The following is a 15,176-nucleotide window of genomic DNA, read 5'->3' on the forward strand; positions in this document are numbered from 1 at the left end:
ATTATGCCAGCATCATCTTCTATGAACAAAAATCACGAATTTGCTCGTTGTTTAGAGAGCTCTCAAATATCTGCATCTGCACCGTTTCATTGGTTAGCACTTGCATTTAAGGACATCGCTAATGCGCCAATACTGAGCCTTGTCTACGGATTAGTATTTACCTTGATACCAGCGACAATTATGTATTTTGTATATCAGTTTGATACGCACTTAGTTATTTTGCCTGCTGTGGTTGGCTTTGCATTAATAGGCCCTGCCTTTGCTGCTGGCCTTTATGATGTGGCGTGGGAGCTTGAAAAAGGCCATAAACCTACTCTAATGCATAGCCTTAAATCGATGTTTAGAAACCCAGCAGGTGAATGGGGCTTTGCGGTGTTACTAATGGTGATTATGATTGTTTGGATGCGTTTAGCTGCGCTCATCCACGCCCTATATCCGAATGTTGTCAATCCAAGTTTTGAGCAATTATCGGCGTTTTTAACGCTCGGTAGTATTGTTGGTGGTATTTTACTTGTCACTGTATTTGCTATCTCTGCGTTTACCCCGCAAATTATGATGGAGCGCCGAGTTGATATCATGACTGCGGTAATTTCTTCGATGAACGCGGTTAAAACCAATTTTGCTGCCATGGTTGTTTGGGCTGGGATAATACTCTGTTTAGTGTTTGTTGGTTTTATTACAGGCACTGCTGGGTTTATTGTGATTATGCCTTTATTAAGCTACGCCAGTTGGCATGCATACATTGCTGTTATCAAAACCAAGAAGCCAAGAGGCTACGAATAATGAGTATTCACTTCGTTTGAATATAAATCTATAGCGGCAATCGACTCGGTTGCCGCAAAATTTGACTTTCTTTTCGCGCATGTTATACCTGCCAAAATACAGCGCTCTTATTTGACTAGAGCAGTTTAAATTTTTCTGCATTAAAAATATAATCTTTCAATATCAGTGAGTTATAGATTCGGTTGAGCAAGTGATTGTTGAGTCTTAAAAATCTTAACTATACACAAAACTGATTGCGTAAGTTTTTTGTTTACGCATGAATATGCAGACAATGATCAGCGGAGTAGAGATGAGTAACACACAAAAAGCATTCCACGAAAAACTAAGTCAGTGTCTTTGTCCTCCTGGCGATGGTGTATTTACAGTAAATACAGCAAAAGAGCGTAAAGATGCGCTGCGTACTAAATTATACGGTCAAACAGATAATGTTGATGTGCTTTGGAAAGAGTCACTTGAAACATTGGCAGAGTCTGAGCACAAAGCCGTTATTTTAGGTATTAGCTCTGACTGCGGCGGTGGTATATTACGTGGTGCTAACTGGGGACCTCTTTTTTTACGCTCTACCTTGATTGATCAACAACCGCAAGCACGCGCTTTTGATTTAGGTGATGTGCGTGTGATTCCACATTTACTGCATGATAAATACCTTAACGATGCGACCATCACAAACTGCCAAAAAGCGTTATATGCTGATGAAAACAGTGAATACCATGTATCACCTTTGTCTATCACAGAAGATGTCTGTGACGGCTTTTATGCGAACTACCCTGATAAGGGTATTTTTGGTATCGGTGGCGACCACTCAATTAGCTACCCGCTAACTAAAGCTTACTTAAAAGCAAAACGTGATGCTGGCAAACGCACTGCAATCATTCACTTTGATGCTCATACAGATTTATTAGTAGAGCGTCTTGGTATTGATTTATGCTTTGGTTCTTGGTGTACACATATTCTTGAGTACTTACCAGCGCCACGTAACCTAATTCAATTTGGTATCCGCTCTAGTGGTAAGCCTAAGCAACATTGGGAAGACACGTTTGGTGTTAAACAACATTGGGCCCACGAAATTATCGAACGTGGCGCTAAAGCAGTTGCTGATGAAGTGATTGCACAGCTCAAAGCAGATAATGTTGATGAGCTTTATGTGAGCTTTGATATTGATGCGCTTGATGAAAGCTTTGCTTCAGCGACAGGAACACCAGAAGCCGGTGGCTTAACACCTCAGCATGCATTAGACATTCTTGTTGCATTGGCTGACGAGTTCCCAATTACAGGTGCTGATATGATGGAAATCGCGCCATTCACCGACAGCTCACTAATCGGCCAAACAAGTTCTGAAACGACACTCAGAGAAGGTGCTAAAATCTCTGCATTTTTGATTGGTGCAATGAATAAGTAATTCATTTTGCAATATTAGCGGAAACTTAGTTTCCGCTAATTGTTTATTTCTATTTTACATTTCAAATTTCATCACCTCGCGCTATATTTGTATAAAAAATAATTATAATTTCCGGTATAGCGACTATGCATAAGCTCTTTATCTTACTTTATTTACTAGTGTCTCTACCTGTATTCTCTGCAATTACAGTGGTCACTGAAAATTTACCGCAGTTACAGTATCAAGATGAGAATGGTGAGTTAGTGGGGACTGTAGTTGATAAAGTACTAACATCGCTCAAGCAAAGTAACATCAACTATGAAATTTCTGTGAACCCTTGGTCTGTTTCTTACAACGCGGCTCTTAGAGATGAAAATACATGTATATTCTCAATAGCTAGATTACCTGCTAGGGAGCGTGATTTTATCTGGTTGTCAAAACTTGGACGTTTCTCTGCTTCATTTTATTCGTTTAATTTTCAGCAAATTTCAATTAGTAATTTACAACAAGCTAAGCAATACCGTATTGCGGTGCTAAAAGATAATTACTCTCATATTTTCTTAAAAGAACATGGCTTTGATGAAACAAATCAGCTGATATTACTTGATAGTTTTGACAATATTTATGATGTGTTAAAAAGTCGTCGAACGAGCATAGATTTAGTCGTTTTAAGTGATCAACAATTTGATTTTGAATTACAAAAAGACTCTACACTCAACTCACTAAAACCAGTGTTTAGTATTCCTGTTGTTAATCCTGACTTATATTTTGCTTGTAATAAAAATATGAACACTGCATGGCTTGAGAAGTTAAGTAAAGCCTTTGCTGATTACGATTAAAAATAGCACTTGTTGATTGTAATAAAGCGGCTATAATCAGCTGCTTTTTGTCCATTCTCGCCAAACTCTAGCTAGCAAAACGAGCAAAAAGTTGTTTGCATTCAACACCCTGAATGCGTTTAAATGTTAGGAGTTACAATGAGTGACTTACTCATTATTATTATTTTAATTCTGATCAGTGCGTTGTTTGCTATGAGCGAAATTGCAATAGCAGCATCACGCAAGATTAAATTACGAGTAATGGTGGACGAGGGGAGTTCTAAAGCCCAAGCGGTGCTGGCGTTGCAAGAGCAACCTGGTGCTTTCTTTGCCATGATACAAATTGCCCTAAATGCAATTGCCATTTTGGGTGGTATTGTTGGTGAGCAAGCATTATCGCCTTATATCGAACAAATCTTAGGTATGATTTACCAAGGACCTTTACTAAGTCAAATCAGCTTTTTGATTTCGTTTTTGAGTATTACCTCTTTGTTTATTCTATTTGCTGACTTATTACCTAAACGGTTAGCGATGATTATGCCGGAAGCCGTTGCAGTTAATGTGGTTTCTATAATGCGCTGGGTAACTTTTGCGCTAACACCCTTTGTCGTTTTCTTTAATGGAATTACCAACCTGATTTTGCGCGCGTTTAAAGTACCCGCTGAACGAGAAGACATTGTTACGACAGAAGACATTGTGGCGATGATGGATGCAGGGGCAGAGTACGGTAGCTTACAGCAACAAGAATATGAGTTAATTGGCAATGTATTCGATTTAGAAGCGCGTTTTTTATCGAGTGTAATGACCCCTCGTGATCAAATTGTCTATTTTGATGTTAAAGCTGATGCTCAAGAAGTGGCGACCAAAATTATCGAACATCCACATAACCACTTTTTAGTCTGTGATGGTAATTTAGATAAACTAATAGGTTCAGTTGAATCAAAAGATATTTTGCGCAAAGTACTTAAAGGGCAAAGCGCCGAAATTGATAATGAATTGATAAGCCAAGATATTTTTTATCTTCCAGAAACATTGAGTTTGTCTGAAGCTTTAAACACATTCAAAAAAGCGGCTGAACCATTTGCCGTTGTGGTTAACGAGTATGCACTCATGGTAGGTATTGTCACTGTCAAAGATTTAATGAAAGGCTTTATGGGGGATTTAATTAGTCATCAAGGCGAAGAGTTAATTATTCAACGTGATAATTCATCTTGGCTGGTCGATGGTTTAACACCTGTGGTTGAGCTTGCTAAGGTACTTGAAATTGAAGAGTTCCCTGAGCAATCTCATTACGAAACAGTCGCAGGGTTTTTGATCTACACCATGAAACGCCTGCCTAAACGCGCTGAGTTTATTAATTTTGGTGGCTATAAGTTTGAAGTTGTCGATGTTGAAGGAGTGAAAGTCGAGCAACTACTCGTTACTCGCATTTCGGATACTGTTTAGGCCGCCGATGCGGCCTTACTCAAAGGCGCCTTTCACAAGGGCGTTACCTTTGCTTACCATATGAACACCCTTTGACCAGCATTCTGTTGGCGCAAGCGTTGTTTTATTAAGTAGCACAAAATCGGCATCTGCATTTTGTTTAATGACACCTTTATTGATACCCAGTATCTGTGCAGGGTTTGATGTAATCGCCATTAAAGCGTGTTCAATCGAAACATTATATTTTTGCACTGCTTCTACAAACGAACCATGCAATGTAGACTCTTTACCTACTTCAAGGCCAAGCAGATTATAGCTTTTGTCAAAAATAGGTAAGCTTGCATGGCCATCTGAGCTCATGGTTAGTTTTGTTGGGTCGACCTTATTCTCTAGGCAATAAGCGAGTGCGTGTGCGGCAGAGTATTCACCATGAGCAAGGTCATACTCGGTTGTACTTGTTGTAAAATCGATAGTGCCACCGGCTTTACAAAACTCTACCCCAGCATTAAGTAAGTCGATATTTCGATTCATGTGAGTTGGGTAAAATTGTGCCAGCGAAATATCGGTTAGCTTATCAACCTCATGTAATAACGATAAATGTGTATCAACAGGGCCAACATGAATGCTGACAGTGCCTTTTTTACCACTTAACATGCCTGCCACTTTTGCCTCAGCGGCAAGCTCTGCCAGCTGTTGTACCGTGGGTTGGCTACTACGATGATCAGATATAGCAACTTCACCCACACCAATAAACTCATCAATGTACATTAGATCGCTGGTGACTGAGCCTGTCAGTGTTTTCGCAGGTAAATGATATGAGCCCGAATGACAAAACACGTTGAGCCCAAGCTCTTTCAGCTCTTTTGCTTTAGCAATCAGGTTACTATGAGTTCGGCTACTTGAGTCAGTGCCAAGGGCTGCAATAACGGTTGTTGTGCCATGCAATGTTGCATCAGTCAGGTTCATTTCAGGTGTTCTACTTGCAAAGCCAGCTTCGCCGCCTCCGCCAGTTATATGAACGAGTGAATCTACAAACCCTGGGGCTAAAATACAATGAGTGCCATCGACTGTGGTAATCCTCTGATAAGTATCGATGGTGATTTCAGGCTGTATATCAACTATTTTTCCGCCAGCAATAAGAACATCTTGAGTGCCTAAAGGTGAGGGGGCGAAAACGTCTGCGCCTTTTATAAGTGTTAACATAATTAAATCTTTTACTGATAGTTAATAAAGTGTGCGAGAAAAATAAAGCAGCTAGCAAGGCCAAACAAAGCTAAAGTGAAGCGCCAAATAAAACGTGCCCATTCACTCCAATCTAATTTAACAATACCTAAACAGCCAATGAGACTAGCAGAAGTCGGAATAAAAATATTGGTTAAACCATCACCCAACTGAAATGCTAACACCACAATTTGACGTGATATATTTAATAAATCACCGAGCGGTGACATTAGCGGCATTGTTATGGCTGCTTGTCCAGAGCCTGACGAAACAAAGAAGTTAAATACACTTTGAAATAATAGCATGCCCCAAGCCGCAATATAGTCGGGTACAACTGAAATGCTGGTGGCACTGTAGTACAGCAAGGTATTTAGAGTTGAAGGCGAGGTTAAGTCACTACCGCCAAGTATTAAAATAACGCCTTTTGCAAGTGCCACTAAAAGTGCTGCAGGTAAGAGCTCTTGAGCACCTTCTTTAAATGCGTTTGCGCTTTCATTGGCAGTTTGTTTTTTGAATAGGCTGGCGATTACAGCACAAGCAATACCTAGGCAAAAGAATTGCGCTGCTAATTCAGGAATATAAAACTGCCTCGCCATTACGCCCCAAATAACCCAAACAATGCCTGCAATAAAAGTTAGTAAGATTAGTTTATCTGCAGTATCTAAACTAATAGAGCTGTCTTGGTGTTGGTTAGATTGTTGTTTAGTGGCTCTGATAGAGTTGGCATAGCGAATAGTGAATACAAGGCCAAATGAAGTAAAAACAAGCCAAGCAACCATTCTGAACCCTGCGCCAGAAAAAACGGGAATTTCAGCAATTGATTGAGCTATGGCAATGCTAAATGGGTTCATCCATGAGGTAGCAAAGCCAATTTGTGTGGCAACATAGGTTGTTAATACCGTCACTTTTGCGTCATAGCCAAGTTGTTTCATAATCGGGAATAACACAATACAAAAGGCAATGGCTTCTTCACCCATGCCGAAAACCGCACCACCTAAAGAGAAAAGCACGAACAAGAGAGGAATGAATACCCACTCAATATGTTGTGTTTTGTTGATCAGTGCCATTATGCCGTTATTTATCGCACCGGTTTTTAAGATAATCCCAAACGCACCGCCAGTGATTAAAATAAACGCCATTACACCAATCGCTGCGCCATATTTATCACCTGACACTAATCCTTCAAATAAGACATTAGCGAGGCCAATTTCACCACCTTCTGCAAATAATGCTGGCGGGGCATGATCTGAGGCTGTTTGGTATTGTGATAGTTCAACGCTATGGCTATCTTTTTCGGCATTAAATACACCGGGGGTTATAAATAGGCTGGCAAAATAGGCGATAACTGCGACGTACAACAAAATGATGCTCGCATCTGGCATCGCAAACTGTTTGTTTTTCATAAAGTCACTTAAAGGTCATTCGACATTTATAAGATAAGCAAGGTATTGTAGCCCTTGCTAACAAAGATTAATACTGAGAGTCGTTAGTTTAAGATAACGTAAGCTCAAAAGTGTGGGCGACTATTAAGCCGCCCATACCTTGCTAAAAGCGATAGCTCAAACTTAACGTATAGCGACTGCCATAAGCATTATGGTTTATAGAATCAAAACCTCGACTTGAACCATATAGTTTAGGCGGTTCTTTATCGAAGATATTATCGATACGAGCACGGATTGATAAAGCATCATTGATAAAATACCCGGCTGATAAATCCCATACTAGCCAGTCATCAACATCACGCTTTAACTCATCATTAAGCTCGCCAAGTTCTTCTAGCTCGTCTATTTCACGGCCTCGAAGCCCTTCAATATCATCCTCATAGCTACTGGTATAATTGGCACCTAGATTTATGTAATAACTCTCGGCATCCCAATCGATAGAGAATCTGCCAACATTTTCAGGGTAGCGATAAGTGCCGATTAGCTTTTCGATTGCATCTGAACCGGGTTTATTTCTCTCAAACTCTAAATAGTGTGTACCATCAAAAGCGAGCGTTAAGTTACCTTGTGCAAAAAGAAAACGATGATCGAACTTAAAGTCGATTCCCGCTAAGGTTTGTGTGCCGGTATTTTCCAGTGGAATAACATGGTCTCTAAATAGCGGCAGGAATAGCTCATCTTCTCGCGGATTAAATTCACTAATATAGTTTGTTAGGATCTCTGAAAGATTAGCGCCATCACTTTCGATATTAAGGCCTGCATTATCGGTTACTTCACACAGCTGCTGCTCGTATGAAATACCTTGTTGTCCTTGTGGTACTAAGCCACAGTGACGAAGAGACGCGTCCGTAATTGCTCTATCTAGCACGGCAGTCATATTGGTATCGATGACTTGCTCATGATCAAAATGCCAATAATCGACAGTTAGGTTGGTATTTACAGATGGACTCCATGCAAAGCCAATGCTGAGCGCTTCAGATTCCTCGGCTTTGAGTGCTTGATTACCAAGCTCTAGGCTGTTAACACTGACTTCTGTACCATCACCCATACAGTATAAATCTGCAACAGCCTGATTTGCGCCGCAATCAAAGCTTGATTGTGTGGTCCGTAATTTTACGCCAGCTTGAGTTAATGATGGTGCTCTAAACGACGTTGACCAAGAGCTCCTAATAATTAGAGAATCTGAAGGGCGGTAGCTTAAACCCACTTTAGGGTTAAATGTTCCACCAAAGTCATCGTAATGATCGTAACGACCAGCAATTTGCAATTCTAGCTGCTCAGTAACTGGCATATTCAACTCTACAAATGCAGCGTACTGTGTGCGGTCTGCTTCTGATAAGCTCGAGCCAAAACCAAAAACGTCGACTAAATAACCATTTTCAGCACGCGCTTGAGAGTCTAAAGACGGAATATCTTTTAACTCTTCTCGGCGAGCCTCAATACCAAATGCAGCATAAATGGGTAACTCATTAAATGTAAATAAATCGCCATTAAAGTTTAAATCCCATCCGTAGACTGTACTTTCACCACTTCTACTTGGGTTTGCTTTTGCAAGCTCAAGCACCGCATCATTATTAGCATCACCCTGTAAAAAAGGGTTGTAGAATGGCATTAACTGACCTTGCGCACAATTGAGCTGAGTTCCATCAAATGTAGCTAATGAACCGTCGGAGCATAATTCACCAGTGATTGCAGCATGAAATTGGTAGCGGTTGTAAATACCATCAATCGCTTCTTGCTCTGACTTAGAACGAGAAAATGTTACACCTGACTCCCAACTCCAGTCACCAATGTAACCGGCTAGGCTACTGACTAAGCGAAAGTTTTTAGTTTCAACTTCAACAGTTCGTGGTGAATTAAAACGTGCATCAAATGCAAAGCCATACACATCTCGACCCGCTTGAGTGGTAAATGGATCAATATAAAGCTGGTCCATTAAGTCGTTACTGCCATCAGCGTTATCATAAATGAATAGCGCATCTTCTATGATAAACGGACCATCATCGTCGTTTATTTGATTGATTGGTGCAGGTGATGAATAGGCTTTTGATTTAGTTTGGCTATAGAAGAAATCGGTATGCCAATCTAAATCACCTAAGGTGCTGTTGAACATAAAGCCAGTTGATAGGCTTTCAAATGGGGTTTCTAGGTAATCATCTTGGTTTGCATAGTAAGCACAAATTTGCTCACCATACTCAGTCGTGACAAGCTCTGTTTTACAGTTTGGGGCTGGTAGTTCATTGCCATCTCGGCTGCTGAAGTAATAAATGTTTGGTGAGTTCTCAAGTTTCGGTAAATATGAGTAACCATTTACTAGATTAGGCGTTGCTGTATAACTTCTGTCGGTCGCTTTAAAGGCATTGCGGTCGTAAATATCAGCAAATACCGTTAAGTTACTTTCACCGATATTGGTTCCGTAGACTAAGTTAAGTTGCTTCTTAGCTTCGTCATGACTGTCAAAGCTATTGGTGTAAGAAGTGTTTACTTCAGCTCCTTGATAGTCATCTTTGAGAATATAGTTAATAACACCGGCTACCGCATCAGCTCCATAAATTGCTGATGCGCCAGTGGCTAAAATATCAATGCGCTCGATTGCAGCAAGCGGAATTGAATTTACATCAACAAAGTTTTCAGTGCCTGCCGCAAACGAGCTTGGTGCAACACGGCGGCCATTAATGAGTGTTAATGTGGCTGAGGGACCCATACCTCTTAAGCTTGCAGCGGATTGACCCGCTGGCGTTGAGGTTGATGTACCACCACTTTCAGATGTTGAAAAGGTACCGGAACCGCCTTTAAAAACCGATAAATCTTTCAATAATTCATGAATAGTGTTCGCTCCTGAGCGCTTGATTGCATCTTGGTCAAGCACGGTAAGCGGGATGGTTCCTTCTAAATCAACCCCTTTAATTCGTGATCCTGTTACTTCTACTCGTTCAATTTTTTCTGATTGTTGGTCGTTTTGAGCATACACAGTTTGTACTGGGCACAGCACAGCACTGATTGCTACAGCAATTGATAACTGACGAAACATATTGATTTACCTTTGTCTTAAAAAACACACGGCAAAACCGTGACGTTTTGAATAATTGTTATAATTTTTAGACAGGGCAGTGGGTTATAGACACAACTAGCCCCTCACAGGAAGTGAGGTGTGGCTACTCGTCAAACCACTCCGAAAGGTAGTGTGGAGAGTAGAAATATGTGCAAAGCGATAATGCGTTTTTCAACATAATTCCAATCCGTAAGGTCTTTTGACAAAGCTAGCGATACAGTGCTAGCTTACTCGCGTTTTTAAATGTTCCTTTTTTTTATAGCAAGCAACAAAAAGCTGCGCAAGCAATTTTCTAATATTTTTTTACAAGAGTGTAACAATATGAACATCCTTAAGGAGCAAAAGACTAAATATCAAACTTCAGCTTTTTCTTTGGTATTTAGTTTGTTTTTCGCATCATTTGGCGGCAAAGTTTATGCAAGTGAACAACAGCAAACGCTAGTTTTAGTTGGCGGATCTTTGACCACCTGTTCAAGTATGAGCCCTAAAAATTGTCTTTCGAATAAACAGATTAGTGGTAAACAGACTAATCAATATCGATTAAATAATGATGCTTTATCTGCAATAAAGACAAATTGGCCAACCAAGAACAAAAAAAATCGTCAGCAAACGCTTAAGGTATTAGCACAGATTGCACGTCAAAAGTCAGGTGTGATCACTAAAAGTGATATTTTATGGGCATGGCGTGATTTAGATAACAAGTTACTAAACGAGCTTACTGATTCAGAATACAACTTTGTCATAGACTCACTTGAAGTGGCTGTATTAAATACAGATTCGACCCGTCAAAAAGAGCAGGTCAGTACAAGCGATAATAACGAACGTGCAGCCAATGATATTTTAGACTTTGTTGCTGCTTCATTAAAAACAACCACCAAATCACCAATAATTTTAGCGGTAACGGCTTCAAGCAGAGATCCATATGAATCAGCTGACTTTTATGAAGGGTTATTAAACTTTACTGGTGTTGAATCAAGCTGGTTACCTCTAACACCCGCCTTAGCAAAAGCGATTACCAGTAAGCAATGTGACAGTTTGGATTCTTTACGTACTGACTCTATGGGCGTTTTTAATCGTGAGGTAATTTACCCTGATCGAATTAAGGCCGAAAAAGCGCTTTGTGATAAAGGGGTCGATCATTTAGTTAAACTGATTGAAAACGCGACGGGTATTATGTTTAACGGTGGCGATCAGAGTTTAACCAGAAAAGTACTGTTTGATGAAAACGGTAAGCAATATCCTTGGACTCACTCAATTTTACAAAGACCATTACTGGTAGGTACAAGCGCAGGTACAGCGGTGCAAAGTGGTGGTAAAAATGCCTATGGCACAGTGCCGATGATTTCAAATGGTGCAAGTTTAGCGGCAATGAGAGAAGGCGCGTTTGCGGTGTCTGCGCCGAGTGAGCGCTGTGAAAATGAATGCGGTGATAAGCTTTCGGCTGATAGTCTTACCTATGAAAAACAAGGTGGGCTTGGCAGCTTTACTTATGGTGTTCTTGATACACACTTTAGCGAGCGCAACAGAACAATGCGTTTGGCAAGATTACTGGCAGATACCGGGCAACAGCATGGTTTTGGCATTGATGAGACCACCGCCCTTGTATCAATTCGAGCTGGTGAAACCGCACTAATGACGGTGATTGGTAAAAGCGGTGTCGTGCATGTTAAATCTAACGCTAAAAATAACGGAGCAATCAGTTATTGGCCTGCTGGTGCAGTTATTGATGTAACAAAGGATGGTTTTACTCTAGCTAAACGAACTGTTGATAATGCACTCCCTAGTATTAAAATTCCGCCACTGCCGATGCAGCGTTTTGGCACTATATTTTCAGATGCTAAATTACGTTCGCTTGTACAAGCTATGTGCTTAACACAAGAGCAACAAGCAGTCGCTCAGCATGATGAGTTTTTATTGGATTTAAATGCCACTGACAATACTCATTATTACCGTGTAAACACCAGTAGTACAGGCTGTGCGGTAGAAAACCTAGCCTTTAAAGTTAAGACATTTTAAGGGTGTAAGGTACTGAAAAAGTAGTGGATTATTTGTTCATTATTAGTTAGCGTAAGACTAATAATGAACAAACCATGGAATGGGGTTATGAAATATAACGTACTACTTTTATTTATTTTTGGCTGTTTATTTGCCTATTTATCTATATCAGTCATAGGTTATGGTTCAGCTATTGCGATTCCAACCGAAGTACTTTCAGCCCTTTATGACTTGTCACCTAACTTTGCTTTATCAATGGTTGATATCGTTACTTTAGGCCTTCCTTTATTAGCTTTACTTTTAGTATTTTTACTCATTAGTAAGTCCCTGTACCTTAGAGATAAAGCGTATTCATACTTTATATTGCTGACACCATTTTTAGCGCTGCATTTATATTTTGCAGTTAACACCTTTTCTGCAAATATTGATAAAACTACTTTACTGACTAGTCTGCCTAAGTATGTATTACTAGTGCTTTTTGTGGCGCTGTTCTCTACTCATAAGAAACCGAACTTTAGTTGATGTAAGTCATACGCGAAAGTTCAACATATAAGCTAATCTCTAATTAATCAGTAAACCAAGTTGGTAACACAATGAAAAAATTACTGCTATTAACAAGTGGGGGTGATTGCCCTGGGCTTAATGGGGTGATCAGAGCGGTGGTTAAAGCAGCCGAGCATGATGGCAATTGGCAGGTGTATGGTAGCCGAAGAGCTTACTGTGGTGTGCTTGAAAAGCCAAATGATATTATACACTTAACTAGTGAAGTGGTGGCGGGTATTCATGTTCGTGGTGGAACAATTCTCGAAACTGTTAATAAAGGGAATCCAACCGCTTTTCCTGCTGAAATAGCAGGCGAACAAGTGTTTATTGACCGCTCTGATGAGTTAATCAGTATTATTAAGCAACTTGGGTTTGATGCCGTTATAAATATTGGTGGTGATGGTTCGCATAGGGTATCTCAGCATTTATTTGAGCATGGCTTAAATATCGTAGGCGTACCAAAAACCATTGATAATGATTTATATGGCACTGATTACACAATTGGTTTTCAGACTGCTGTCGACACCGCCACCGAAGCAATTGATCGATTAATACCAACAGCGCAAAGTCATAATCGGGTGATTGTAACAGAAGTAATGGGGCGCGATGCCGGTTGGATTTGTTTGCACTCTGCTATTGCCGCCGGCGCTGAAGTCGCGCTGATTCCAGAAATTCCTTACGATATTGAAGCGATTAAAGCCAAACTAACATCACGTTTTGATAAAGGCCACGGATTTGCCAATATTGTCATTTCAGAAGGAGCAAAACCTGTTGCTGGTGGTGTTGTTAGTAAACAATCAAATGAACTCGGTTACGAAAACCCTGTACTAGGTGGTATTGCTGAGCAGCTTGCTTCACAAATACGTGTAGCGCTTGACCTTGATGTAAGAGTAACCGTATTAGGGCATATTCAACGTGGAGGCACGCCTAATGCGTTTGATAGGGTGCTTGCAGCAGAGTTTGGGGTGCAAGCATTCGAACTTGTTAAGAGAGGCCAGTTTGGTTTTATTCCTGTCAGTAAAGACGGTGAAATTAAACCAATCAGTTTAAAAGAAGCTACTTCTGAATATCGTGTCATCCCTCTAGAACATCCTTTAATAACAAGTGCCCGCGCAATGGGCATGTGTTTAGGCGAATAATCTGCGAATTGATATAACTTCAATTCGCATAACTAATAGTTTTAAAACAACTTTCTCAGTTACGTTCGTAATAATTCAATGCGCAATTTATGTATTGAACAAAATTCATGCGTCAAAGCAAGCATTTTATTTAATGTAAAGTTCTTTAAAGATGGTTGATCTGTGCCTTTTTTAGTTTAGAATGATCGTTCACTCTAAACTAAGGAACTACACATGCAGCGCTCTCGCATTCCATTTTTTGCAGTGTCAGCTTTGGCTGGTGCTGTTTTATTATCAGGCTGCGGCCAATCAGAATCGGCTCAAGGGCAAACGCAGGCAGCTCAAGCTGTTCCTGTTGGCGTTATTGAGATGCAAAGTAAACCACTTACGCTAACTAAAGAATTACCGGGTCGTGTGGCTGCTTCACGTATTGCGCAAATTCGTCCGCAGGTTAACGGTATTATTCAGTCTCGTATGTTTGTTGAAGGTGCTGAGGTTGAAAAAGGCCAAGCTTTATATCAGATTGACCCATCTACATTTGAAGCTGAAGTAGCGACTAGTAAAGCCGCTATTACTAAAGCTCAAGCCAGTATTGCTAATGCCAAGGCAAAAGCAGAACGCTATAAAGAGCTATTAAGTATCAAAGCTGTAAGCCAACAAGATTACGACGAAGCTGATGCAGCATACAAAGGTGCAAAAGCTGATTTACTAACGGCTCAAGCGCAGCTTAAAACCGCTGAAATCAATTTAAACTACAGCAAAGTATTAGCGCCAATTAGTGGCCAAATTGGTAAATCAGATGTCACAGCCGGTGCCCTTGTGAGTGCTAATCAAGCAACAGCATTAGCGACCATTACACAATTAGACCCAATTTATGTTGATTTAACCCAATCAAGCAGTGAACTAACACGTTTGAAAAAAGCCATTGCTGCGGGTGAGCTTGATAAAGATGCCGCTTTACATTCAAAAGTTGAATTAAAGATGGAAGACGGCAGTACTTATCAACATAAAGGTACTCTGCAATTTTCTGAAGTAACTGTTGATCCAAGCACAGGCTCAGTAACCTTGCGTGCTGAATTTCCTAACCCTGAAAAATTACTGTTGCCTGGTATGTATGTTCGTGCAGTGATTGTTGAAGGTGTGAAAAGTGATGCGATTTTAGCACCACAGCGTGGCGTAAGCAGAAACACCAAAGGTGAGCCTACAGCCATGGTTGTAAGCAAAGACAATACCGTAGAAGCACGGGTACTTAAAACTGATCGTACTGTCGGCTCAAATTGGTTAGTGGCAGACGGCCTAAACAGTGGCGATAAGTTAATTGTTGAAGGTTTACAGAAAATCCGCCCAGGTGCACCAGTCAATGCAATGCCTGCAGAATCAGCAGCTAACAGCCAGTAACGG

11 protein-coding genes are annotated in these 15,176 nt (G+C 40.5%); 8 read left to right on the plus strand and 3 right to left on the minus strand.

Annotated elements, in window-relative coordinates:
* Positions 1 to 3: 3 nt before the first annotated feature.
* The 4 genes from L1266_RS09010 to L1266_RS09025 all read left to right on the plus strand — a co-directional run bounded on the left by L1266_RS09010 (position 4) and on the right by L1266_RS09025 (position 4,425).
* Positions 4 to 783: a DUF2189 domain-containing protein gene (locus tag L1266_RS09010; RefSeq protein WP_054552165.1), complete on the plus strand. Its 780-nt coding sequence runs from the start codon at positions 4 to 6 to the stop codon at positions 781 to 783.
* Positions 784 to 1,072: 289 nt separating this feature from the next.
* Positions 1,073 to 2,182: an arginase family protein gene (locus L1266_RS09015; RefSeq protein WP_235377358.1), complete on the plus strand. Its 1,110-nt coding sequence runs from the start codon at positions 1,073 to 1,075 to the stop codon at positions 2,180 to 2,182.
* A gap of 125 nt (positions 2,183 to 2,307) precedes the next feature.
* Complete coding sequence (locus L1266_RS09020) at positions 2,308 to 3,000, plus strand: substrate-binding periplasmic protein (protein WP_138617338.1); 693 nt, start codon at positions 2,308 to 2,310, stop codon at positions 2,998 to 3,000.
* A 138-nt stretch (positions 3,001 to 3,138) separates the two neighbouring features.
* Entirely contained in the window at positions 3,139 to 4,425 is a 1,287-nt protein-coding gene (locus L1266_RS09025) for a hemolysin family protein (RefSeq protein ID WP_054552168.1), read from the plus strand.
* A gap of 15 nt (positions 4,426 to 4,440) precedes the next feature.
* Here the strand turns inward: L1266_RS09025 and iadA are convergent, their stop codons facing one another.
* The 3 genes from iadA to L1266_RS09040 form a co-directional block, all read right to left on the minus strand.
* Positions 4,441 to 5,607, minus strand: coding sequence for a beta-aspartyl-peptidase (gene iadA / locus L1266_RS09030; RefSeq protein WP_235377359.1), 1,167 nt, complete (start codon positions 5,605 to 5,607; stop codon positions 4,441 to 4,443).
* A gap of 11 nt (positions 5,608 to 5,618) precedes the next feature.
* Complete coding sequence (yfcC, locus tag L1266_RS09035) at positions 5,619 to 7,028, minus strand: putative basic amino acid antiporter YfcC (protein ID WP_235377360.1); 1,410 nt, start codon at positions 7,026 to 7,028, stop codon at positions 5,619 to 5,621.
* A 142-nt stretch (positions 7,029 to 7,170) separates the two neighbouring features.
* A complete protein-coding gene (locus L1266_RS09040) occupies positions 7,171 to 10,098 on the minus strand; it encodes a TonB-dependent receptor domain-containing protein (protein WP_235377361.1) in 2,928 nt (975 codons plus the stop codon).
* A gap of 342 nt (positions 10,099 to 10,440) precedes the next feature.
* Here L1266_RS09040 and L1266_RS09045 point away from each other — a divergent pair, with 342 nt between their 5' ends.
* From L1266_RS09045 to L1266_RS09060, 4 genes are all read left to right on the plus strand, one after another.
* Positions 10,441 to 12,135, plus strand: a complete 1,695-nt coding sequence (locus L1266_RS09045; protein WP_235377362.1) for a cyanophycinase — start codon at positions 10,441 to 10,443, stop codon at positions 12,133 to 12,135.
* A gap of 87 nt (positions 12,136 to 12,222) precedes the next feature.
* Entirely contained in the window at positions 12,223 to 12,636 is a 414-nt protein-coding gene (locus L1266_RS09050; RefSeq protein WP_235377363.1) for a hypothetical protein, read from the plus strand.
* Positions 12,637 to 12,707: 71 nt separating this feature from the next.
* Positions 12,708 to 13,796: a 6-phosphofructokinase gene (locus L1266_RS09055; protein WP_235377364.1), complete on the plus strand. Its 1,089-nt coding sequence runs from the start codon at positions 12,708 to 12,710 to the stop codon at positions 13,794 to 13,796.
* A gap of 213 nt (positions 13,797 to 14,009) precedes the next feature.
* Positions 14,010 to 15,173, plus strand: a complete 1,164-nt coding sequence (locus L1266_RS09060; protein WP_235377365.1) for an efflux RND transporter periplasmic adaptor subunit — start codon at positions 14,010 to 14,012, stop codon at positions 15,171 to 15,173.
* Positions 15,174 to 15,176 lie beyond the last annotated feature (3 nt).

This window comes from Pseudoalteromonas sp. Cn5-37, from assembly GCF_021532495.1.
Lineage (GTDB): Bacteria > Pseudomonadota > Gammaproteobacteria > Enterobacterales > Alteromonadaceae > Pseudoalteromonas > Pseudoalteromonas simplex.

Bases quoted from the DNA above. Each gene is read 5' to 3' on its own strand.
- yfcC (WP_235377360.1), bottom strand. From the start codon at position 7,028: ATGAAAAACAAACAGTTTGCGATGCCAGATGCGAGCATCATTTTGTTG.
- L1266_RS09060 (WP_235377365.1), top strand. From the start codon at position 14,010: ATGCAGCGCTCTCGCATTCCATTTTTTGCAGTGTCAGCTTTGGCTGGT.
- L1266_RS09010 (WP_054552165.1), top strand. From the start codon at position 4: ATGCCAGCATCATCTTCTATGAACAAAAATCACGAATTTGCTCGTTGT.
- L1266_RS09045 (WP_235377362.1), top strand. From the start codon at position 10,441: ATGAACATCCTTAAGGAGCAAAAGACTAAATATCAAACTTCAGCTTTT.
- L1266_RS09040 (WP_235377361.1), bottom strand. From the start codon at position 10,098: ATGTTTCGTCAGTTATCAATTGCTGTAGCAATCAGTGCTGTGCTGTGC.
- L1266_RS09055 (WP_235377364.1), top strand. From the start codon at position 12,708: ATGAAAAAATTACTGCTATTAACAAGTGGGGGTGATTGCCCTGGGCTT.
- iadA (WP_235377359.1), bottom strand. From the start codon at position 5,607: ATGTTAACACTTATAAAAGGCGCAGACGTTTTCGCCCCCTCACCTTTA.
- L1266_RS09025 (WP_054552168.1), top strand. From the start codon at position 3,139: ATGAGTGACTTACTCATTATTATTATTTTAATTCTGATCAGTGCGTTG.
- L1266_RS09015 (WP_235377358.1), top strand. From the start codon at position 1,073: ATGAGTAACACACAAAAAGCATTCCACGAAAAACTAAGTCAGTGTCTT.
- L1266_RS09020 (WP_138617338.1), top strand. From the start codon at position 2,308: ATGCATAAGCTCTTTATCTTACTTTATTTACTAGTGTCTCTACCTGTA.
- L1266_RS09050 (WP_235377363.1), top strand. From the start codon at position 12,223: ATGAAATATAACGTACTACTTTTATTTATTTTTGGCTGTTTATTTGCC.